Below are 21,608 nucleotides of genomic sequence, written 5' to 3'. Positions count from 1 at the left end.
TGATGAGCCCCGCACGTCCAAGGAGGGTTGGTTGCTATGCCTCAAGAAAATGCTTATGGATGCCCCGCCCGCTCAGCAACCGGTCCTTCCCTCCGCCACGGCCTTGAGCCGGTCGAGCACCAGAGCCGTCGCCGGTATCCGCATATGATCGCGCAGCGCGTACGCGGAGATCTGACGACGGGCGTGAGGCTCCACGAGACGCCCGGTGACCTTCTCATGGCAGAGGAACGACAGCACCAGCGCCGGAACGACGGCGATGCCGACTCCGGCCGCCACCAGGCTCTGCAACACGAGGTTGTCGTCCGTGGTGCAGGCGATATCGGGGGTGAAGCCTTCCTCGGCGCAGGCTTGCAGGAAGTGGGCGCGGCAGCGCAGACACCCCGCGATCCAGCGCTCGTGCGCCAGGTCGGCCAGCCGCACGGTGCGGCGCCGAGCGAGCGGATGCCCCGTGGGCAGCAACACCGTGAGGGGATCCTCGAGAAGCCGGATCTCGGCGAGTTCCTCAGGGACCTCGGCGGGCTGGCCCGGATAGCTGAAGGCCAGGCTGATGTCGCACTCGCCCTGGGCCACCATCCGGAGGGACTCGGGTGGCTCACTCTCCACCAGCTCCACCCGTATCCCGGGGTGCTCGGCGGCCAGCCGGGCCATGACCTCCGGGAGGACGGTGGCTCCCGCGCTGGGGAAGGCGCATACCGTCACACGCCCGGACCTGAGCCTCGCGATGGCGTCTATCTGCTGCTGGGCCACCGAGAGACTGCCCAGAATCGTTCCTGCGTGACGCCTGAGCGCCTCCCCGGCCTCGGTGAGCCTGATGCCCCGGCCGACCCGGGTGAACAGCGGGGTGCCGACGTCCCGTTCGAGTGCCTTCATCTGCTGGCTGACCGCCGGCTGGGTGAAGCCGAGCGCACGCGCGGCCGCCGAATAGGAGCCGGTGCTCACCACCTCATGGAAGGTCTTGATGTACCGGGAGTCGAACACGGTGAAAGCATAAGCGGAAATTGGAGACGTGAAAGAAGGGTGCAGTGCATACCATTTGACCCAGCCATGTCTCGAAATCGGCTGGTGCTGCCCGGCGAGGCCTACGCTCCCATGTTGAACGAGGCCGGGTCCGGGCCCAGGCGCCGGTTCTCGTCCAGCGCGGCGAAGGCGGCCAGGTCGTCCGCGTCCAGCTCGAAGTCCAGGATGTCGATGTTCTCCTCAATCCGCGTGGGGGTCACGGACTTGGGGATCACGACATTGCCCATCTGAAGGTGCCAGCGCAGGACCGCCTGGGCGGGAGTGCGCCCGTGTTTGCGGGCGATGGCGACGATGGTGGGCACATCGAGAAGGCCGCGTCCGGAGCCCAGCGGTGACCAGGCCTCGGTGGCGATGCCGTGCTTGGCATGCAGGGTGCGGGACTCCGTCTGCTGGAGCTGGGGGTGCAGCTCGATCTGGTTGACGGCAGGCACGACCGAGGTTTCGCCCAGCAGCCGCTCCAGGTGTTCGGGGAGGAAGTTGGATACGCCGATCGCCTTGGCGCGCCCATCCGCGAGCAGCTTCTCGAAGGCCTTGTAGGTGTCCACATACGCGTTCTTGGCCGGTACCGGCCAGTGGATCAGATACAGATCGACGTACTCGAGACCCAGTCGTTCCAGCGAGGCGTCGAAGGCGCGGAGGGTCGAGTCGTAGCCCTGCTCGCTGTTCCAGAGCTTGGTGGTGACGAAGAGCTCGTCGCGGGCGATCCCGGAGGCGGTCAGCGCCCGGCCGGTGCCTTTCTCGTTCTCGTAGATGGCCGCCGTGTCGATGCTGCGGTACCCGGCTTCCAGGGCCGTGGCGACGGCCTTCGTCGCCTCGTCGTCCGGTACCTGCCAGACGCCGAAACCGAGCTGCGGCATCGGCACGCCGTTGTTCAGAGTGATGGTGGGGACCATGCTCACGACCAGTCGATCCTTACGTTGTGTTCCGACGCTTTCACGCGGCTCGGTTGCTCAGAGCCGCTCTGGGGACAACGAACAGACGGACGATGAGATTCCGGGTCGGCACCCTCGGTCCTCAGCGGTCCGTATCGGTTCACAGTGGCCTCAGCCGTAGAGTGCGTCCACCTCGGCCGCGTAGGCCGTCTCGATCGCCTTGCGCTTCAGCTTCAGCGACGGGGTCAGCAGCCCGTGCTCCTCACTGAACGGATGCGCCAGAATCCGGAACGTCCGAATGGACTCCGCCTGCGACACCATGGTGTTGGCGGCCACCACCGCACGCCGGATCTCCATCTCCAGATCGGGGTCGCGCACCAGATCGGCTGCCGGCAGCGGGGCCCTGTTGTGCATGGCCAGCCAGTGCTCGACGGCCTCCTGGTCCACGGTGACCAGTGCCGCGATGAACGGTCGGTCATTGCCGACCACGATGCACTGGGCCACCAGCGGATGCGCTCTGACCCGCTCCTCGAGGCCCACCGGCGACACGCTCTTGCCGCCGGAGGTCACCAGGATCTCCTTCTTCCGCCCGGTGATCGTCAGATAGCCGTCCTCGTCCAGGGAGCCGAGGTCCCCGGTGGCCAGCCAGCCCTCGTTCAGCACCGCGTCGGTCGACTTCGGATCGTTGAGGTAGCCGGAGAACACCTGGCCGCCGTGCACCCACACCTCACCGTCATCGGCGATATGGAGCGTCGTACCGGGGATGGGCAGCCCCACCGTGCCGTACTTGGTGCGCTCGGGGGGATTCGCGGTCGCGGCGGCGGTCGACTCGGTGAGTCCGTAGCCCTCGAAGATGGTCACCCCGGCGCCTTCGAAGAACAGGCCGAGCCGCCGGTCCATGCCCGAGCCGCCGGACATGGCGTGCCGCACCCGGCCGCCCATGGCGTCACGGACCTTCTGGTAGACGACCTTATCGAAGAACTGATGCTGCATCCTGAGGGGCGCCGACGGCCCGGGACCGAGCCCGAAGGCCCGGTGCTCCTGCGCCTCCGCGTAGCGCACCGCCACATCGACGGCCTTGTCGAACGGACCGGTCTTGCCGCCGGCCTCCGCCTTGCGCCGCGCGGCGCTGTAGACCTTCTCGAAGATATACGGAACGGCGAGGATGAACGTCGGCCGGAACGACGCCAGGTCCGGCAGCAGCGCACTGGCCTGGAGCACCGGCTGATGGCCCATCCTGACCCGCCCTCGGATCGCCGCGACCTCCACCATGCGGCCGAAGACATGGGCGAGCGGCAGAAAGAGCAGGGTGGCCGGCTCGTCGCCGGGCTTGGAGTGGAAGACCGGTTCCCAGCGCCCGATCAGGGTGTCGGTCTCGTACATGAAGTTCGCGTGGGTGATCACACAGCCCTTGGGGCGGCCCGTCGTCCCCGAGGTGTAGATGATGGTCGCCACCGACTCGGGAGTCACCGCCCGGCGGTGCCGTTGCACCACCTCCTCGTCGATGTGCTCTCCCGCCGCCGTCAGCTCGGCCACGGCGGACTGGTCCAGCTGCCACAGCCGCTTCAGCTGCGGGAGCCGGTCGATGACCGATCCGATGGTCATGGCGTGGTCCTCGTGCTCGACCACGCAGGCGGACACCTCGGCGTCGTGCAGCATCCAGAAGACCTGCTCGGCGGACGAGGTGGGGTAGATGGGCACGCTCTGGACGCCGACCGTCCACAGCGCGAAGTCGAACAGCGTCCACTCGTAGCGCGTGCGGCACATGATCGCGACCCGGTCCCCGAACCGTACGCCTTCCGCGAGCAGCCCCTTCGCGATGGCCAGCACCTCGTCGCGGAACTCGGCGGACGTCACATCGCGCCACTGGCCCTCGTCGTCCTTGCGGCTGAGTGCCACACGGTCGGGCTCCGTTCGGGCGTGATCGAACACGGCATCCGCCAGCCCGCCGACAGGTGGTGCCATCGCCAAGGGTGGAACCGTGAACTCACGCAATGACCTGCTCCTTGTGGCGCTCCGCACAGCGCCGGTGACGGTACCCCACCGCGAGGTCGCTGGGGAGGGGCTTCAGCAAGTCGGCACATTTCGCATCGCTGCTGGTCAGCCGTTCATATCCGGCCATATGAGAGAGCGTTGGGCAAGGCTGGGCCCAATGAGCACAGATGGGTGGCGGTAATCTACACCGAATCTGTACGCAGGGAACACGCCCGCTCTACGCGGGCCTGAGGTCGAGCGAGCCCGGGCGAGCGCCCCTCACAGCGGGGGCTCAGGACGGTGCAGCCGGTCGCCGCCCGCGAGGATCGAGGCGGCGAGCGCGTCGGCAGCCTCCCGGGTGCCAGGGGACGCGCCGGGCCGGTGGCCGTGGAGCAGCACGAAGTCCACATCGCCAAGCTCGGGCAGTCCCGCCCTGGCCGGTACCGGTTCCAGCCCGGGCGGGACCAGTCCGCGGGTATGGGCCATCACACCGAGCTCTGCCCGGGCCGCCGCGATCAGCGCGCTGAGACTGGTGCTCGTGCACACGACGCGCCAGGCCCGGCCGTGCGCATGGAGGACCTCCAGGGCCCGGGCACGCGTGATCCCCGGCGGAGGGAAGACGATCAAGGGTACGGGGCGGTCCGGGTCGGGACTGAGCCGGGGCGCACCGATCCAGCTCAGCGTGTCCCGCCACACCAGCTCACCGGGTCCGCCGCCCGATGCCCGCTTGGCGAGCACGAGATCGAGCCGCCCCGCGTCGAGCTGTCGGTGGAGCGTGCCGGACAGTGCGACCGTGAGCTCCAGATCGACCTCCGGGTGCTCGCGGCGGAACGTCCTGAGGATCTCGGGCAGCCGGCTGAGCACGAAGTCCTCGGAGGCCCCGAAGCGCAGCCGTCCCCGCGGCCGGTTTCCGGTGAAGTAGGCGGCGGCGCGTTCCTGTACGTCCAGGATCGACCGGGCGAAGCCCACCATCGCCTCGCCGTCCTCGGTAAGCCGCACGCTGTGGGTGTCCCGGGTGAAGAGCCGGCGGCCCGCAGCATCCTCCAGCCTGCGCACATGCTGGCTCACCGTCGACTGCCGCACACCGAGCCGCCGGGCGGCCTGGGTGAAGCTCAGCGTCTGCGCCACGGCGAGGAAAGTACGCAGATGGACCGGGTCGTACACGCTCCTCAGGCTACGGGTTCATCGCGAACCGTGATGACCGTCAGTCCGGAATGCGGGATTCCCGATCGCCCGTCCGGCGGTGACGATGGAGGGCATCGGACACACCAGGCACCCACAAAGGACACACCGAGCATGCGAGTCCGCGCCGACCACGAGAGCCCAGGGAGCGCAGGGAGCATATGAGTCGCCGTATTCCGCTGCCGCTGCGCCTGCCCGCCTGGCTGCCGCTCGACCCGTTTCTGTCGGCGCTGCTGGCCACGGTGCTGCTGGCGGCGCTGCTGCCCGCCTCCGGTACGGCGGCCACCGTCGCCGAGGGGGCAGCCACCGGCGCCGTAGGACTGCTGTTCTTCCTCTACGGGGCGCGGCTGTCCACCCGCGAGGCACTGGACGGGCTGCGGCACTGGCGGCTGCACGTGACCGTACTGGCCTCGACGTTCCTGCTCTTCCCGCTGCTCGGGCTCGCCGCGCGGGGACTGGTCCCGTGGCTGCTGACCCCGCAGCTCTACGCGGGGGTGCTGTTCCTCTGCCTGGTCCCGTCGACGGTCCAGTCCTCCATCGCGTTCACCTCGATCGCCCGCGGCAATGTGCCCGCCGCGATCTGCGCCGGCTCCTTCTCCAGCCTCGCCGGAATCCTGCTCACCCCCCTGCTGGCAGCGCTCCTCCTCGGGCACCAGGCGGGTGGCTTCTCCACGGACGTGCTGCTCAGGATCGTGGTGCAACTGCTGCTGCCGTTCCTGGCCGGACAGCTTTCGCGCCGCTGGACAACCGGCTTCGTGGCACGGCGCAGGAAGAAGTCCGGTCTGGTGGACCGGGGTTCGATCCTGCTCGTCGTGTACGCGGCCTTCAGCGAGGGCATGGTCGCGGGCGCCTGGCACCAGGTCACCGTGGTGCGGCTGGGTGCTCTGCTGCTCGTCGAAGCGGCGCTGCTCGCCGTGATGCTGACGCTGACCTGGTACATATCGAAGCGGCTCGGTTTCGGCCGCGCGGACCGCATCGCGATCCAGTTCGCGGGCTCCAAGAAGAGCCTCGCCACCGGGCTCCCGATGGCGAGTGTGCTCTTCGGCGCACACGCGGGGCTGGCCGTGCTGCCGCTGATGCTGTTCCACCAGATGCAGTTGATGGTCTGTGCGGTGATCGCGAAACGGAGGGCCGGTCACCCTCGCGGGTCCTGTCCGGCATCTGCGGCCCTGCCCGGCCAACCGGCCTCCGAACAGCGCGAACGCCCGGGTAGCCCGCGCCGTCAACTCCCGGTCCGGGGCGATAGCGTGCGGTCATGCCCGCACTCGGATCCCAGATAGCCAGCGCCGCCGGCGCTCCCGCCCCCAGGGCCGCACGCCCCTGCACCCTGGTCGTATGCCGTGGATGCTGCTGCGGTGACGGCGGGAAGCACCCGGGAACCGACCACGAGGCACAGGTCCGCCGGCTGCGCGAGGCGGCAGCAGCGTCGGAAGGCCGCTTCGCGGTCCGCACCAGCGAGTGTCTCGGTCCGTGCGGGCAGGCCAATGTGGTGGTCGTACAGCCCTCGGCTGCCGCCAGGTCCGAAGGCGCACGCCCCGCCTGGGTGGGCTGGGTGCTCGACGACGAAGCGACCGACGACGTGCTCGCCTGGGCCGAGGCGGGCGGACCGGGTGTTGCCGAGCCCTCCGCCACCCTCGAGCTCCAGCTCATCGCACCGCCTGCGCCCAGCCCCCGCGCCGCCCGCTGACGAAAGGGCCCTGCACACCCCCACCGTCACACCCACGAGGGCAGCGCGATGCGCTCCTCGCCCGCGTACACGTTCATGTCGGGGCCGCGCAGGAAGCCGACCAGGGTGAGACCGGTCTCCATAGCCAGGTCCACGGCCAGCGATGAGGGTGCGGAGACGGCTGCCAGCACCGGAATCCCGGCCATCACCGCCTTCTGCGCCAGCTCGAACGACGCCCGCCCGGAGACCAGCAGGATCGCCCGGGACAGCGGCAGCAGGCCCTCGCGCAACGCTCGGCCGACCAGCTTGTCCACGGCGTTGTGCCGCCCGACGTCCTCACGGATGTCCAGCATGTCGCCGTCCTCCGAGAACAGGGCGGCCGCGTGGAGCCCCCCGGTCCGGTCGAAGACCCGCTGGGCCTCCCGCAGCCGCCCGGGGAGCCGGGCCAGGAGGGCCGGTTCGACACGGAGCGGGGGAGCGGGCGAGGAGGCGCCGCCGATCGGGAAGCGGGTGGCGGTGCGGACGGCGTCGAGGCTGGCCTTGCCGCACAGACCGCAGGACGACGTGGTGTAGACATTGCGTTCCAGCGTGATGTCCGGCACCGGGACACCGGGCGCGAGCTGGACGTCGACGACGTTGTAGGTGTTCGCGCCCCCGCCAGGCGCCCCCGGCTTCGGATCCGGTTCCGCGCCCGCGCAGTAGACGATCGACCTGATGTCCTCCGCCGCACCGAGCACACCCTCGCTGACCAGGAAGCCCGCCGCGAGCGCGAAGTCGTCACCCGGCGTGCGCATCGTGATGGCCAGCGGGCGGCCGTTCAGCCGGATCTCCATGGGCTCCTCGGAGACCAGGGTGTCCGGCCGGACGGACACCGCACCGTCCCGGACCCGGATCGTGCGGCGGCGCTCGGTGACCCGTCCCATGATGATCAGTCCCGATTCTGTGCGTGCGGTGGACTCGGCGGTCCCATTGTCCCGGAGGTGCTCCGCGGCTTGTCCCGGAGGTGCTCCGCGGCCGCGGAGCTCGTACCCGTACGGCCTGAGGTGCGCTCCCATGCGGCCCTGACGCATCCTTGCTGTGTGACCTGGTACGGCGCGGCCAGGCATGGCCCGCGCAGCAGGCGTGGACAGCAACACGGAACGAGCGTCGGCGCAGTGACCAGCGCGGACGAGCTCGGACTTGTGCTCGCCGAAGCCGCAGTCAAGGCCACCGGCGCGGTGGGCGGATACGCCGGTGGGGTATATCTGCGCTCGGAAACCGAAGGTCTGCTGCGCCTGGCGGTCCTCGTCGGACTGCCGGGCGAACTGATGCGTCCCTGGTGGCGTATGCATGTGAACCGGCCCTTCCCCGTGGCCGAGTGCTACCGCACGTCCGAGCCCATCCACCTGGCCGACGGCGAGGAGGCGATGCGCCGGTTCCCCCAGCTCATGGCCGGCCTGCCGTTCCCGTTCGGCTCCCTCTACGTGCCCGCCGAGACCGGGGCCGAGAAGTTCGGTGTGCTGGTGGCCCTGCGCCCCGCGACCCCCGGCCACCCCGTCGAGCAGCCCGACCGCGACCGGATGAGGCAGGCGGGCCTGCGGCTCGGCGCCGCGCTCGCCCAGCTGGAACGGGACGGCACACCGGTGACCTGGCGCGCCGAGCCGCTCGTCGTCCAGACCCCCGAAGCCGCTGCCCGGCCGCTGCGGATCGGCACCTTCGACTGGGACCTGAGCACCGGAAACCTCGACGCCGACGAGGAGTTCTGCGCGATACTCGGCGTGCTTCCCGACGAGTTCCCCGGCCGGATCGAGGCGCTCACCGCACGGGTCGTGCCCGAGGACGTCTACCAGTTGTGGGTGGTCGCCCGGGAAGCCGCCCAGGACGGCCGCCCCGTGGTCCGCAGACTGCGGTTGCAGCGCAAGGACGGGCCACCGTCCCTGCTGGAGCTCGCGGGCCGTCCCGTCCATCCGCCGGGCGGAGGCGTCGGTGCGCGCCGCCTCACCGGCTCCCTGATCGACCTCGGCTCCGGAGCGATCGCCAGCGAGGCGGTCGCCGACCGGCTTCCCGACGGCCTGTTCTCACTCGACCGGTCCGCGCGGATCACCTACGTCAACCGCACCGGGGAGAAACTGCTCGGGCGCGCCCGGGCCGAGCTGATCGGTCGCGTCCTGTGGGACGCGGTGCCCTGGATGAACCGGCCCGCCTACGAGGACTACTACCGGGCGTCCCTGCTCTCCGACGACCCGGTGCGATTCCAGGTGAACCGGGGCCGGCAGGACTGGGTCTCGGTGTCGCTCTTCCCCGGTCACCACGGGGTCACCGGGACGATCGCCGTCACCGAACGCCCGGACTGCACTCCCGCGCCGGTCAGCCGGCCCGGCGCCGGCCTCGGTATCTTCACCTCGCCCGCCGACCGGGCCACCGCCCTGTACCGCCCGGTCGCCCTGGCCATCGCCCTGACGGAAGCCGTCACGGCCAGACAGGTCTCCGCGGTCGTCACCGAGGAACTGCTGCCCGCGTTCGGTGGCCGTCAGCTGGCCCTCTACGTCCTCCACGAGCGGCATCTCTACCTTGCCTGGGAGACCGGCTTCCCGGCAGGTTTCCTCGAACCCTTCGAGGGGGTCGGCCTCGACGCCCGGCTGCCCGGCGTGGAAACCCTGACGACCGGGCGTCCGATCTTCTTCGAATCCATGGAGCAGCTGGCCTCCGCCTATCCCGGCATCCCTCTGGACGCCTCGGTCGGCGCCCGCGCGTTCCTCCCCCTGATCGCCTCCGGGCGCCCCGTCGGCTCCTGCATCCTCGGCTTCGACCAGCCCCGCGGTTTCGCCCCCGAGGAACGCACGGTGCTCACCGCGCTCGCCGGTCTCATCGCGCAGGCCCTCGAACGCGCCCGGCGCTACGACACCGAAGCCGCCCTGGCCCGTGGCCTCCAGGACGCGCTGCTGCCGCACCGGCTGCCCGTGATCGAGAACGTGGAGACGGTCGGACGCTATCTTCCCGGCACGCAGGGCATGGACGTGGGCGGCGACTGGTACGACGTCATCGAGACCGGCCGCGGGCTCGACCTGGTGATCGGGGACGTCCAGGGCCATGGTGTGTCCGCGGCGGCCATCATGGGCCAACTGCGCAGTGCGGTACGCGCGTTCGCTCTCGCGGGCCTTGATCCGGCGGAAGTGGTCAGCGGCACCAACCGGCTCCTCAGCGACCTCGACCCCACCCATTTCGCCACCTGCTGCTACGTCCGGCTCGACCCCGCCACCGGCGACGCCCAGGCCGTACGGGCCGGGCACCCCCAGCCGCTGATCCGCAGGCCCGACGGCACCACCGAGGTGCTGGACCTCGCGGGGGGACTCATCCTCGGGGTGGACTCGGCTGAGACCTACCCCGTCAGCGACCTGAGCATCAAACCGGGGGAGGTGCTCGCCCTGTTCACGGACGGCCTGATCGAACGCCCGGGCAGGGACATCGATGTCGGCATCGAGCAGCTGCGCTCCAACCTGGCCCGGTCGGGACCCGCGACCGTGGCCGATACCGCCGACCGGCTGATCCGGGACGCGCGGCGCTCCACCGACCGCCCGGACGACATCGCGCTGCTGCTCACCGCCCGCTGGGCGGGATCCGGCACCGACCGGACGCTGGGCGGACCGGCAGCCGCCTGACCTGAGTCGTCCCCGACGCGTGGTCATGTGCCGTCATCTCCCGAAGATTTATGGCTACTGACCAGTAGATGGAATGTTCCATTCCGTACATCATGGGGCGCGAGCATGACAACGCTCGTTCGTTCGGACGACGCACGGGCGTGTCTCGAGCCGCATCCCCACACCAGGAGTTCCCCCATGCATGTACGCAGATGGAAGACCGGCACGGCCGCGGTCCTCGCTGCCACGGCCCTCGCCGTTTCCGCCCCCACGGCATCGGCCGCCGCCCCGGCGCAGCCCGCTCCGAAGCACCAGGCCGCGACCACCGCCGCCAAGGCCGCCGACATCGACTACGCGACCTGGCAGCGCGACATCGACGAGGTCATCGCCGTGGCCCGCCCCTACATCGAGCAGCGGACCTCGCAGCCCTCCACCAAGAAGCAGGCGATCGTCCTCGACATCGACAACACGTCGCTGGAAACGGACTTCCACCCCTTCTGGGAGTGGCCCACCCCCGCCATCAGGCAGGTGCGTGACCTCGTCCGCTTCGCCGACTCGCGCGGTGTGGACATCTTCTTCGTCACCGCACGCCCGGGCATCATCTACTCCATCACGGACTACAACCTGAGGAAGGCCGGCTACCCGGTCGACGGGCTCTACGTGCGTGACCTGCCCGACCTCTTCGACGAGGTCGGCGCCTACAAGACGCGCAAGCGCGTGGAGATCGAGGCGAAGGGCTACACGATCATCGCCAACATCGGCAACAAAACCACCGACCTCGTCGGCGGCCACGCCGAGCGGACCTTCAAGCTCCCCGACTACGACGGCCAGCTCTCCTGACCCCGGGCGACCCCTGGGACCCGTGCCGGACCGAGTCCCGGTCCGGCACGGCCACCCTGTGTGGTGGGTCGCCCACACCGTGCGGGCCGGCCCTCCGCGCACGCCCACTGACCACCTGAAATGCGGTTCGGAGACGCCTCGAACCCCTGGTAGAGTTGTCCATGTCGCCGCGGGGAACCGCGGGCGGCAAACACCTGGTCCGGGTGGCGGAATGGCAGACGCGCTAGCTTGAGGTGCTAGTGCCCTTTATCGGGCGTGGGGGTTCAAGTCCCCCCTCGGACACTCACTGCAGCGATACAGGCGCGAGGGCCTCGACCTTACGGTCGCGGTCCTCGTTTCGTGTTCGTAGGTGATGGTGATGCCGAGGGCTTCGTAGAGCGGGGCTTTCGCGCCCGGATGGGTGCTCTGGAGACGCTGCGCCACCTCTCCGAGGTTCTTCGCGATCTCGAGGATCTGCGGGCCCTGCTGCGTCCGCGCCGTGAGCAGCGGGCAGCGGCCCTCAGCCGGGTCGCCTCAGGCCGCACGTGTCTGCTTCTCGCCCTCACCGGCAAGTTCTCCGTGAGTCTTCTCGCCCACTTCGACGCGGCGGTCGGCTGCGCCTCGGCTTCTGGGAGCTTTGCCAGGGCGGTCCGTTTGTCGTGCCGGGTGTCGTTGATCCATTGGGTGACGACCGGGGCGAGGACTTTGACCTTCGGGATGACGATGGCGAGTCCGTCGACAGGGTCTGCAACGCCTGCAAGCACCGCTGGTCTCACGACCTGGACGAGGTCAGGCGGCGACGAGCGCAGGTAAGCCGGACGCCGCTGCTGTTCACGTACAGCGAGGATAGGCGAGCGCTCGTCTATCGGATTCGGGTCCTGGTCACTTCGGTTCCTAGCCACTTCGGTTCCTCGGCCCGCAGGGTGGCTCCGCGCAGGGCCTTGTCCGTGGCCCGTCCTATGACAGCAGTTGCTCCTGCATCCACAGCCCCTCCGACAAGGCCTCCCAGGATCGGGATCCCCTTGGCGAGGGTGATCGCAGCGCGCTGGGTTCCATACTTCGCGACGAGGTGGGTCCCGGCCTTCTTGTTGATCGCCCGGAGCATCGTGATCGGGATCTTCTTGATCATCTGCTCGCCGAACTTCTGACTCCGAAGGCTGCCAGCACGCTCTGCGTGCTCATTCCGATCGCGAGCATCATCGCGACGGTTCGCGCGTGCGGATCACGGAGCCTCCGCCAACTTGAAGTCGCAGGTCAAAGGGCTGGCGTGACCCGGGTCCGGGGCGCTCACCCTAGTCGTAGGCGGGAGTCTGTGGGAAAGATCGTCCGCCAAGTAGTGATTCGCGACTCCCCCTGGCTCTGTCGATGGCGTTCGACTGTTTCTTCGAATCTTGCGACGCTTGTCATACTGCCCGAATGGATACGCAAGACGTGCAGGCGGCACGGCGTTGGCTGGCTGATCAGGGCATCCGCCAGGTAGGCGACGGGTGGGTGAGCGACGAGAAGCCGGACGTGCTGCTCACCGCCAACCAAGTGGCACATTCCTGGGCTGGCGACGTGTTCGCCGAAGACCTGAATGCAGCCGACCAGGTGCGGTTGGCCTTCGGGTTGCTGGATCTCCTCAACGATTACTGGGTCACGTGCGAGATCCGATTCGCAGACAAGGGCTCGGAGGGTCCCCTGCCGACCGACGTGCTGTGGGACGGCTACCGCCAGCGGCTGGAGGCAGACCGGGACGTCGAGGCCGTTACCTACTCGCTGTGGGTGGACTGGTTCGAGGACCACACCACTTCCGCGACGGCCTTCGCCGAGGTCCTCGGTAAGGACATCGACCGAGTGGTGGCCGATCCATCGGAAGCCATGCTCCGCCGAACCCATCGGGTTCTGGAGTGTTCGGGACCGGTGCGCTGGGCGGTGAAGGAGCCGGCGTACCGCACCGCCGCGCGGCATCCCGCCCTGCACCTGGCCGTCTTCCGCGGCCTCCTGGCGAGCTTCCACGACGTCTACGGTGACCTGGAACCTGCCGCTGCGCTGGCCCTCCTCGACCAGCTAGATCTTCCCACGGACACCCAGCACCTTGCCGAACTGCGCCACGTACTTGCCGCAGGGCGCAACAACCACTACCGCAGCCCCGGTGCCTGGGACGATGCGGTTCGCTCCTGCTCAGGTAGCTGAACTATTCGATTCCTGCTCGATACAGATCGGCTGCCTTCTATGATCCGGTGCATGCTGGATCCCGAGCTGCTGGAACGGATCACTACGCGCCGTGCGGAACTGGACGAACTCGAAGAACAGCTGGCCAAGCAGCTGGATGCGGTGCGGGCTGAGTGGGACGAGCTCGCCGTCGCCGAACGTGTCTTTGAGAGGGTGAGCGAGCAGCTCGCCGAGGAACGCTCGTCAGCCCTGCCGATTCCCAGGCAGGTGGGCGGCCAGGCGGTGATGCTCATCCCGCACCGCGAGCCGGGCGCGGACGAAGGCATGCTCCCGTCGGACTACCAGCGCATCATCGCGGCCGTGCGGCAGGCCGCCGGACCGGTCATGGCCCGTGAGGTCGGCGAGGTGGTGGGGGTGGACGTCAGGGTGAAGTCCAAGCTGGAACCGCTCCGCGGCAAGTTGGTCCGACTCGTCGACCGCGGCTGGCTCCGCAAACTGCCCGACGGCCGGTTCACCACCCGCCTGTGACCAGCAACACCGCCACTCGGAGCGGCTCAGCACGCGCGTAACCGGGGTGCCCCCGACGACCGTTGGGATTGTGTGACGAATACCAAAGAGCGCGCCGAGGACACCTGCCAGCTTGTCTACCAGTGCCGTCTGCCGCTGTCCACGCGCACCGTCAACCACCTCGCCGACCTGCTACGGCGTCATCTGAAGGCGATACGGTCACGCTGGCGGATCCTGCCGCCCGGGAAGATCGCGGTGATCGTCCTGGCCGTACTGCGCCACGACCAGCGCTTGGCCGACATGGCCGGCGGCAACGACGTGTCCGAGTCCACGGTCCGCCGCTGGCGCGACGAGCTGATCGGACTGCTCGCCGCCCAGGCCCCGCGCCTGGACCGCGCTCTGAAGAAGATCGCGAGGCAAGGCGGGGAGGTGGTCCTGATCGACGGCACTCTCATCCGCACCCAGCGCCGTACAGGCAAGGCCGACCGACGGAACTACTCCGGCAAGCACCGAACTCATGGCCTGCACTTCCTCGCCCTGACCGACGAGAACGGTCGCCTGATCTGGATATCCGCTGTGCGGCCTGGCCGCACCCACGACAACACCGCCTCCCGCCACGACCGCATCCTGATCCACCTGCGCGCCGCCGGCCTCGGGGCGCTGGCCGACCTCGGCTTCCGCGGCCCGGACAACGACATCCTCGACCCCGTGATCGTCACCGGCTACACCGCCAGCCGCACCCACAAGCTCACCCCAGGCGAGAAGGAAGCCAACCGAGTCCTCGCCGTGGGACGCGCGCCGGTCGAGCACGGCTTCGCCCACCTCAAGAGCTGGCGGATCCTCACCAAGCCCCGCACCGACCCCGCCCGCGCCACTCAGCTCCTGCGAGCCCTGCTCGCCTTGACGAACCTCGAAGTCAACCGCTGACGGATGATCTTCGCCGTGGCCTCCCGCCCACGACCAGCATGAGCGCCCCGAGGATCGGCCACACCAGCCCTTTGACCTGCAACTTCAAGTTGGCGGAGGCTCACGGATGTCCCATCCCCGAAGGTGCGCGATGGAACCAGCCATCCGCATGTTGACAGTGATGGATGCGGCCACGTTCGCAGGAATCGTTACGCCCGCAGTGATCAGCCCTCCCAGCCCGGTGATGAACCCCTGAGCCCCAGCCGCAGCGACAGACTCCTTGATGAGGCGGGCTATGACCGCATCGATGTCGTCTTTCATGTCCTCAGGAGAGCGGCGCTCATTGTCATCAGGCGCCCTGTAGCCGGTGCCCTGCCGACGCGAAAGACGGTCCTCGGCCCAGGCCACCGACCCCGTGACTGGCCCCACGCCGTTCACCATGACCTTCTCCGCAAGGTCAGCGACCCACCGGCCGGTCTTCTCGACCGCTCCCTCGTCAGGAGTCTTCTTGTCAGCCATCACACGCTCCCTTCTGCGAGCACGCCACGAGAGGCATCCCGCACTGCTGCGGGCGGCAAAGGATTCCGGTCGCATGCATTCTCGGCAAGGCTGCAGGCGGCTGAAGCCGCGACCCTCTCGCTACCGCTCGTCCACTCCTCACACCACGACGTCCTTCGCCGCGCTGCCTTCACGAGCTGAAGCGGTTGCATCTTCCCGTGCGAGTGAAAGCACCGTCAAACCTCTTACGTTTGCTGGCGTTTGCTCGATTCAGGCATGGTGAGCGGGCGCTGTCGGCTACCCTGCCCCGCCAGTCGGCCTCCACCAGGAACGGGCTCGGCTGCTCGGACTTGATACGTACAGGCGTCCCGAACCCGGGTGCAGGCGACGAACAACAGGCGGCGTTCCGCGGCGAGCTCGGCCTCGTGTTGAAGCCGGTCGACCTCCTCCGGGGAGATGGCCGAAAGGCGCGGCAGCGCACGGTCGTTGACGCCGATGCCGATGCCGACGCCGGCGGTGTAGCGGTACTCGGCCCTTTGAAGGTGTGCATGGTGCCTACGTGGACCGTGTCGTCCGTGCGACGCCTTCAGCGCGGACCCGGCTGGCGGGGGCCCCGGCCGCGAGCAGGCGGTCCTTGGTCTTCTCGCAGGTTGTCGAACCGCGCGCAGATGCCGATCTCCCAGTACGCGGCACCGCCGTCCGCCCACTCACGCACCTGCTCGACCAAGGCGTCGAGTTCGGCCTCCTCAGTCTCCGCCGCGTGGACCAGGGGCCCGCAACCGTCCAGGGCCGAGCTGTACCCGATCAGGGTGTAGTGCCGCCCGCGGTCGGCCAGTTCGGTGTAGGGGCGGCCGAGTAGGAGTCCTGTCGCCCAGACGAGGATCTCCTGAGTGGAGCGGTAGTTCTTGCGGAGCTTGGTCGAACGGCTGGCGACGTTGATGCCGAGGGACGTCAGCGACCCCCGGGTGTCGTAGATCGCTGGTGGGGGTCGCGCGCGGTGAACAGGTCGTTCGGGGCGCCGCGGGGCGGTAGCGCGGTGCACCCGCCACTGGGCCGGATGGAGGCCCTGGGCCTCGTCGATGACGACGGGTCAGTTGTACAGCCCCTGCTCGGTCAGCAGGTCGGTGGCGTCCACGCGCGTGCCGAGTAGGTGCGCAGCCCGTCCTCGGCCAAGCGCCGGATGAAGATCTGCACGGATCGCCACAGCAGCGGCAGGGCGGAGCACGACAGCGCGCTGCTGCGGCCCCGGCGCTCGCAGCACTCGTACTCCTCCCGGCCGCGGATGTCCTGGGCGAGGGACTGCGGAGTGTCCGTGAAGCCTGTGGCTTCCGACGGCCTGCTCCTAACAGGCGTTCTCCTCGCACCCGGTGAGCGGCCGACGGGAGGTGTTGACCACGCGTCCGGCGAAGGCGTCGACGGTCATGACGTCGACCCGGTTGCGCAGAGCCGGGTCGTCGACGAGCAGGGAGAGCCCTTCGTTCAGGGAAGCCCCGCTGGGCGGAGGTGCGCCTGGTCGCCGAAGGCGGCGAGGCCGCCGAGGCCTTGGTCCGGGGCGCGTTCACCCGGGCGCGCCGCGCCGACCTGCTGGGCAGGCCGGGCCGGACGCTGGCCGTGATGGACGGACGGACGGGCGGGACGGCTGGCACTGCGACCGTGGAAGATCGCGACCCTCCAGCCGGGCGGCTGACCGGCGCGCATCCCGACCCGCCCGGCACGGCTGCCTCGGCGACCCGCGCGGCCAGCGGCGACCCGGCGACGGCGTCGGTGAGCCCGCCGGCCTGGCCCGCTATGGGAGGGTACTGGCAACGCCGTTGAGGACGGTCGAGGGAACATACGGGCGGGGCGGTGCACGGCGACGGATCGCCGCACCGCGACAGGGAGCGTGGTCCCGGGCATTGTCCGCCGGAGCCGGTCCGCCTCGGCCGCGTCAACGCCTACTCACCGGCGAGTCTGCGTGGCGGTGTCCCCGCGCGTGGTGGCGGGGTGTGCGTACGGACATCCGGACGAACGGAGCGGGGTACGCGACAACCCTGGCAAGCGACGCTGGGGTCGTTCGACCGCGGCCCCTATTGGCGGTTGATAGCGTGTGTGCGGCGGAGCACACGCAGGCTGGGGGCAGCATGGGGCTGGCAAACCAAAAGATCATCTCTCAGGTCGAGGACCTTCTGCAGGGCAGGGTCGTCATTCCCTCCATCCAGCGTGACTTCGTCTGGATGAGGCCCGACGTACGCGACCTCTTCGATTCCCTCTACCGGGGCTATCCGGTCGGCGCTCTGCTGCTGTGGAAGACCGATCTGACCGTGCCCTTCAAGACGGCCGCTGTCGTCCAGACCGACAAGTCGGCGCACCACCCCCTCTATCTGCTGGACGGGCAGCAGCGGTTGACCTCCCTCGCCTGGGTGTACCGGCCCGAGTCCAAGGCCGACGGCCGGTTCATCGACCTGCGCTTCGACGTGCGCACCGAGGAGTTCGTCAACCCGAGTGCGGTCCAGGGCAAGGATCCCCTGCTGATCCCGGTATCGACGCTGCTGCAGGAGAGCGTGCAGTTCTACCAGGTCCTGCACAGGGCCGGTGTGTCGTTCGAAGATCCGAACTTCGACACGTGGACCCAGCGGCTGCAGAAGGTGAACAACGTCCGGCACCACCAGATCGCCGTCATCACCTACGAGTCCGACGACTACGAGGAGGTTGCCGAACTCTTCGCCCGGCTGAACAAGGGCGGGCGGCGGCTGTCCAAGGGCGATCTCGTGTACAGCGCCATCGCGGCCCGCTGGTCCGACGGACTGGACACCATGGACGCCTTCCACCAGGAACTGCGGGACAGCAACTTCGCCTTGAACAGGGAAGCCGTCCTGCGTCTCATGAGCCTCCTCGCGGGAACCGGCGCACATCACATCAAGCTCATCGGGGCGGATGTGGACGAAGCCGCGCTGAAGGAGTCCTGGCAGGCCACCGAGAGGGCTCTGCGCTTCGCCATCGACTTCCTGAAGGGCGAGTGCTCGATCGCCCGGTCCGAGGTCCTCTCGTCGCCGAACGTCACCATCGTGCCCGCCCTGCTGCTGCACCACCGGGACGGCAAGCTGCGCCCGGGGGAGGCCCAACTGCTGCGCCGCTGGGTGTACACGGCGATGGCGTTCAGCCACTACTCCCTGCAGGTCGAGGGCAAGCTCGACGCGGAGGCCAGGTTGATCAAGTCCCGCGCGGGAGCCGATCTGTTCACCGAGCTCATCCGCAGGGCCTCCGGTACCCGTTCCCTGGACAGTGCCCTCCACCCGAGGGACCTGGAGCAGAAGTACTCCACACACCCCTTCTTCAAACTGCTGTACATCGCCGCGCTGCGGGGCACGGCGCGGGACTGGGCGACCAATATCGCCATCAGCGACCAGCCCATGAACAGCGGCGCCAAGATCGAGTTCCATCATGTGTTCCCGCGCGCCCGGGTGCAGACGGCGTACGCGAAGGAGGAGTGGAACAGCCTCGCCAACCTGGCCTTCATCACCGGCCAGACGAACAAGATGATCTCCTCCAGGCTGCCCGCCGAGTACATGGCGGGGGTCGCGCCGGAGCGTCTGGCCGAGCAGTGGATTCCCGAAGAGCCCGAGCTGAGGTCCCTGGACCGGTTCCCCGACTTCCTGGCTGCCCGCAGGCGCCTGCTGGCCGACGTCCTCAACGAGCTGCTGGGCCTGCCCACCTACGACGCGCAGTCCGTCCACCGGGACACCGACGAGCTGCCTGCCGACGAGGAGGTGATCGCGGAGGATCCCGCCGCGCCCACACTGGTCGGGGCGGCGGTGCAGGAGCTCCGTACAGAGCGGGGTGTCGAGATCCACGCGCTCTACGAGAGCCGGCGTACCGATGCCTACTACGACCCGTCGTCCCGCACGGTGACGATCCCCTCCGGTCCCGGCCGCGGTGAGTACGAGAGTCCCAGCGGCGCGGCAGTCGCTGTGGTACACGCCCTCAATCCGCACGTCAATCCGAATCGCAACGGATGGTCGTTCTGGACCGTCACGGCCACGGGACAGCTGCTGCAGAGCATCAGGTAGTGGCTCGTCCGCCGCCTCGACCATCGACTACACGGTGCCTTGGTCGGGACCTCGGGCGTGCGGCGGTGCCCCGTGAACGTCCCTGTAGCGGCAGACGGTCAGGCAGCATGCGGGGCCCTGTGCACTCGCTGTCGTCGGAGCGGGGCGACGGGGTCACACCCCCGCCTCCACCAGGAACGGGCTGCGCTTGCCCGACCAGGAGACGTACAGGCCGTCCCGTGCGCGGGTGCACGCGACGAAGAGCAGGCAGCGTTCCGACAGCAGGTCCGTCTCGTGCTGTCGGGCGTCCACCTCGGGCGGGGTGACCGCCTTCGGGAACGGCAGCGCCTCCTCGGTGACGCCGATGACCGCGACGCAGCGGAACTCCAGGCCCTTGAAGGAGTGCATGGTCCCGGCCAGTACGGTCGTCGCTTCCCCGGTGGCGACATCGGCGGCGCGCAGGGTGGCCGCGGGGATACCTGCGTCCTTGAGACGTCCCACCGCCTTCGCGCAGGTCTTGTTGAACCGGGCAGCGACCCCGATCTCCCCGGCTCCGATGCCCGCGTCCAGCCAGGCCCGTACCTGCGTGACGAGCGCGTCCAGTTCAGCCTCCTCGGTGACCGCCGCGTGCACAGCGGGCCCGTCGCCGTGGAGGGCCGAACGATAGCCGAGGAGGGTCTCGTTGCGGTTCTCGTCCTCGAGCTGGGCGATGGGGCGGCCGATCAGCAACGCCGTGGACCAGCGCAGGATCTCCTGTGTGCTGCGGTAGTTCTTGCGCAGCTTCACCGACCGCCCGGTCACCTTGATGCCCAGCGATTTCAGCGGCACCCTCGAGTCGTAGACGCGCTGGTGCGGGTCCCCGGCGATGAACAGGTCGTCCGGGCGGGCGGGGACGGCCGCGCGCAGCAGGCGCCACTGCGCCGGGTGCAGGTCCTGTGCCTCGTCCACCACGACGTGGCGGTAGCGCGGCCCCTGCTCCTCCAGCAGCCGTGCCGCCTTCGCGCACGTCTGCAGCCAGGTGCGGGCCCCGTCCGCCGCGAGGCCGGCCGTGAAGCGCTCGACCGTCTCCCACACCAGCGGCCGCTCGGCCGCCGCCAGCCGGCTTCCGCGGCCCCGCCGGTCCGCCGCCTCGTACTCGGCCGGGGTCCGGATGTCCTGGGCCAGGATGACGTGCCGGTACTCCTGGGCGAGGAACTGCGCACTGCCGGTGAAGCCCGTCGCCTTGGCGGCCTTGCCCCAGCGGCTCTCCTCCTCGTTGTTCATCAGCGGTCGCAGTGCCACCGCTCCCGGTGCCTCGGCGACGACCCGGCTCGCGAAGCCGTCCACCGTCGAGATGTCCACCCGCGCGCGCAGTACCGGGTCGTCGACCAGGGACTCCAGGCCCGAGCGGAGCGCGTTGGCGAGCGCGTTGGTGTACGTCGTGAGCAGGATGCGGTCGCCGTCGCGGAGGTGGCCGAGCAGATGCCTGACCCGGTGCAGCGCCACGACGGTCTTGCCGGTGCCCGGCCCGCCTGTGACCTGCGCGGGCCCCGAGTACGACGCCCGGTAGGCCACCTTCCGCTGGGAGGGGTGCAGGAAGACCCGCCAGGCCGCGAAGGGCTTCTCCAGGATGTCCCGCAGCTCCTCGGGGGCGGTGACCAGCGCGATGCGCGCTCGGCTGTGCCGGATCGCCGTCTCGTAGTCCCGCGTGTCCACCGGCTGCGCCGACACCTGCAACGCCGGCGCCACGATGTCCTGCCAGACCTCCTCCACCGTGCATCCCGCGGCGAGGTACTGGAGCACCTCCCGCTGGTCCTGGGGCAGCAGCGGCGCGAAGACGTCCAGTTGCTCCTGGTCGACCAGCGAACGGGCTTGCCGCAGCGTCTCGGCGTCGATGCCGAGCGCGGTCAGGTCCCCGTCGGAGAACTTCGCGAACAGCCGGGGCTTCGGTGAGGACTCCGCCACCCGTTCGTACGCGGGCGTGATCTCGTCCAGGGTCGCCGCGTCCCGGATCTCCACGGCTCGCGTCACCGTGTTGACGCTGGACTTCTGCTTCTTCGCCCACTCGATGGCCTTGTCGTGCTGCATGACCCGCAGCAGGACGAAGGTGTCACCGGAGGGCGGGGCGAGCACCACACCGCGCCAGAACTGGTCGATGCGGATCGTCCGGACCTGCTTGTCCCGCGCGTTCGTCAGGCTCTCCAGCTTCAGCCCCGGGTCTTTGAAGAGCTGGTCGAGGGTGAGCCGGTTGAACTTCTCCCAGGCGTCGAGGACGCCCTTCCGCACCGGGGGCTGGAGCTTGGGGAGTTCGGCGAAGAAGCCTATGTCGAAGGCGAGTTGCGGCATGCGGGGATCCTAGAGTCCGGGTGGGCTGCGGAGCGGGTGAAGGTCG

At 69.2% G+C, this 21,608-nt stretch carries 17 protein-coding genes and 1 tRNA gene; 9 read left to right on the top strand and 9 right to left on the bottom strand.

The features are described 5' to 3' along the window. Positions 1-72: 72 nt before the first annotated feature. From ABZ532_RS14870 to ABZ532_RS14855, 4 genes are all read right to left on the bottom strand, one after another. Positions 73-978, bottom strand: coding sequence for a LysR family transcriptional regulator (locus ABZ532_RS14870; RefSeq protein WP_361282620.1), 906 nt, complete (start codon positions 976-978; stop codon positions 73-75). A gap of 101 nt (positions 979-1,079) precedes the next feature. Further along, a complete protein-coding gene (locus tag ABZ532_RS14865; RefSeq protein ID WP_361282618.1) occupies positions 1,080-1,916 on the bottom strand; it encodes an aldo/keto reductase in 837 nt (278 codons plus the stop codon). A 144-nt stretch (positions 1,917-2,060) separates the two neighbouring features. After that, a complete protein-coding gene (locus tag ABZ532_RS14860) occupies positions 2,061-3,884 on the bottom strand; it encodes a long-chain fatty acid--CoA ligase (RefSeq protein WP_361282616.1) in 1,824 nt (607 codons plus the stop codon). Between the two features lie 258 nt (positions 3,885-4,142). Next, a complete protein-coding gene (locus tag ABZ532_RS14855) occupies positions 4,143-5,036 on the bottom strand; it encodes a LysR substrate-binding domain-containing protein (protein ID WP_361282919.1) in 894 nt (297 codons plus the stop codon). 170 nt (positions 5,037-5,206) lie between these two features. Here ABZ532_RS14855 and ABZ532_RS14850 point away from each other — a divergent pair, with 170 nt between their 5' ends. Continuing rightward, positions 5,207-6,325, top strand: a complete 1,119-nt coding sequence (locus tag ABZ532_RS14850) for a bile acid:sodium symporter family protein (RefSeq protein ID WP_361282614.1) — start codon at positions 5,207-5,209, stop codon at positions 6,323-6,325. Then, entirely contained in the window at positions 6,301-6,732 is a 432-nt protein-coding gene (locus ABZ532_RS14845) for a (2Fe-2S) ferredoxin domain-containing protein (RefSeq protein ID WP_361282612.1), read from the top strand. The genes ABZ532_RS14850 and ABZ532_RS14845 overlap by 25 nt, the downstream gene beginning before the upstream one ends. A 26-nt stretch (positions 6,733-6,758) precedes the next feature. On the opposite strand, the gene fdhD is transcribed toward ABZ532_RS14845, so the two are convergent. Then, entirely contained in the window at positions 6,759-7,634 is an 876-nt protein-coding gene (gene fdhD / locus ABZ532_RS14840; protein ID WP_361282610.1) for a formate dehydrogenase accessory sulfurtransferase FdhD, read from the bottom strand. A gap of 231 nt (positions 7,635-7,865) precedes the next feature. Here fdhD and ABZ532_RS14835 point away from each other — a divergent pair, with 231 nt between their 5' ends. From ABZ532_RS14835 to ABZ532_RS14825, 3 genes are all read left to right on the top strand, one after another. Then, the gene (locus ABZ532_RS14835) at positions 7,866-10,349 is read left to right on the top strand and encodes a SpoIIE family protein phosphatase (RefSeq protein WP_361282608.1); all 2,484 of its coding nucleotides are present in this window, start codon (positions 7,866-7,868) and stop codon (positions 10,347-10,349) included. A gap of 177 nt (positions 10,350-10,526) precedes the next feature. Then, entirely contained in the window at positions 10,527-11,168 is a 642-nt protein-coding gene (locus ABZ532_RS14830) for an HAD family acid phosphatase (protein ID WP_361282606.1), read from the top strand. A 197-nt stretch (positions 11,169-11,365) separates the two neighbouring features. After that, a tRNA-Leu gene (locus ABZ532_RS14825) sits at positions 11,366-11,450 on the top strand. 559 nt (positions 11,451-12,009) lie between these two features. On the opposite strand, the gene ABZ532_RS14820 is transcribed toward ABZ532_RS14825, so the two are convergent. Continuing rightward, positions 12,010-12,276, bottom strand: coding sequence for a hypothetical protein (locus ABZ532_RS14820; protein WP_361282604.1), 267 nt, complete (start codon positions 12,274-12,276; stop codon positions 12,010-12,012). A 287-nt stretch (positions 12,277-12,563) separates the two neighbouring features. Between ABZ532_RS14820 and ABZ532_RS14815 the strand changes: the two genes are divergently transcribed. The 3 genes from ABZ532_RS14815 (at position 12,564) to ABZ532_RS14805 (ending at position 14,735) form a co-directional block, all read left to right on the top strand. Beyond that, positions 12,564-13,322 carry a hypothetical protein gene (locus ABZ532_RS14815; RefSeq protein WP_361282602.1) on the top strand — a complete coding sequence of 253 codons (759 nt, stop codon included), beginning with the start codon at positions 12,564-12,566 and terminating at the stop codon, positions 13,320-13,322. A gap of 51 nt (positions 13,323-13,373) precedes the next feature. Next, entirely contained in the window at positions 13,374-13,829 is a 456-nt protein-coding gene (locus ABZ532_RS14810; protein WP_361282600.1) for a hypothetical protein, read from the top strand. A gap of 72 nt (positions 13,830-13,901) precedes the next feature. Beyond that, entirely contained in the window at positions 13,902-14,735 is an 834-nt protein-coding gene (locus ABZ532_RS14805) for a transposase family protein (protein WP_361282598.1), read from the top strand. A gap of 84 nt (positions 14,736-14,819) precedes the next feature. Here ABZ532_RS14805 and ABZ532_RS14800 read toward each other — a convergent pair whose 3' ends face one another. Both ABZ532_RS14800 and ABZ532_RS14795 read right to left on the bottom strand, forming a co-directional pair. Beyond that, positions 14,820-15,233 (bottom strand): hypothetical protein, encoded by a 414-nt coding sequence (locus tag ABZ532_RS14800; protein ID WP_361282596.1) that lies wholly within the window; start codon positions 15,231-15,233, stop codon positions 14,820-14,822. A 565-nt stretch (positions 15,234-15,798) separates the two neighbouring features. After that, positions 15,799-16,254, bottom strand: coding sequence for a hypothetical protein (locus tag ABZ532_RS14795; protein ID WP_361282594.1), 456 nt, complete (start codon positions 16,252-16,254; stop codon positions 15,799-15,801). Between the two features lie 1,078 nt (positions 16,255-17,332). On the opposite strand from ABZ532_RS14795, the gene ABZ532_RS14790 reads away from it, so the two are divergent. Next, positions 17,333-19,258: a DUF262 domain-containing protein gene (locus ABZ532_RS14790; RefSeq protein ID WP_361282592.1), complete on the top strand. Its 1,926-nt coding sequence runs from the start codon at positions 17,333-17,335 to the stop codon at positions 19,256-19,258. A 153-nt stretch (positions 19,259-19,411) separates the two neighbouring features. Here ABZ532_RS14790 and ABZ532_RS14785 read toward each other — a convergent pair whose 3' ends face one another. After that, positions 19,412-21,562 carry a UvrD-helicase domain-containing protein gene (locus ABZ532_RS14785; RefSeq protein ID WP_361282590.1) on the bottom strand — a complete coding sequence of 717 codons (2,151 nt, stop codon included), beginning with the start codon at positions 21,560-21,562 and terminating at the stop codon, positions 19,412-19,414. Positions 21,563-21,608: the final 46 nt, after the last annotated feature.

This window comes from Streptomyces sp. NPDC019396, from assembly GCF_040632375.1.
GTDB lineage: Bacteria > Actinomycetota > Actinomycetes > Streptomycetales > Streptomycetaceae > Streptomyces.
The sequence above is the reverse complement of the archived record's forward strand: the minus strand, read 5'-3'. Positions and strand labels throughout refer to the sequence as shown.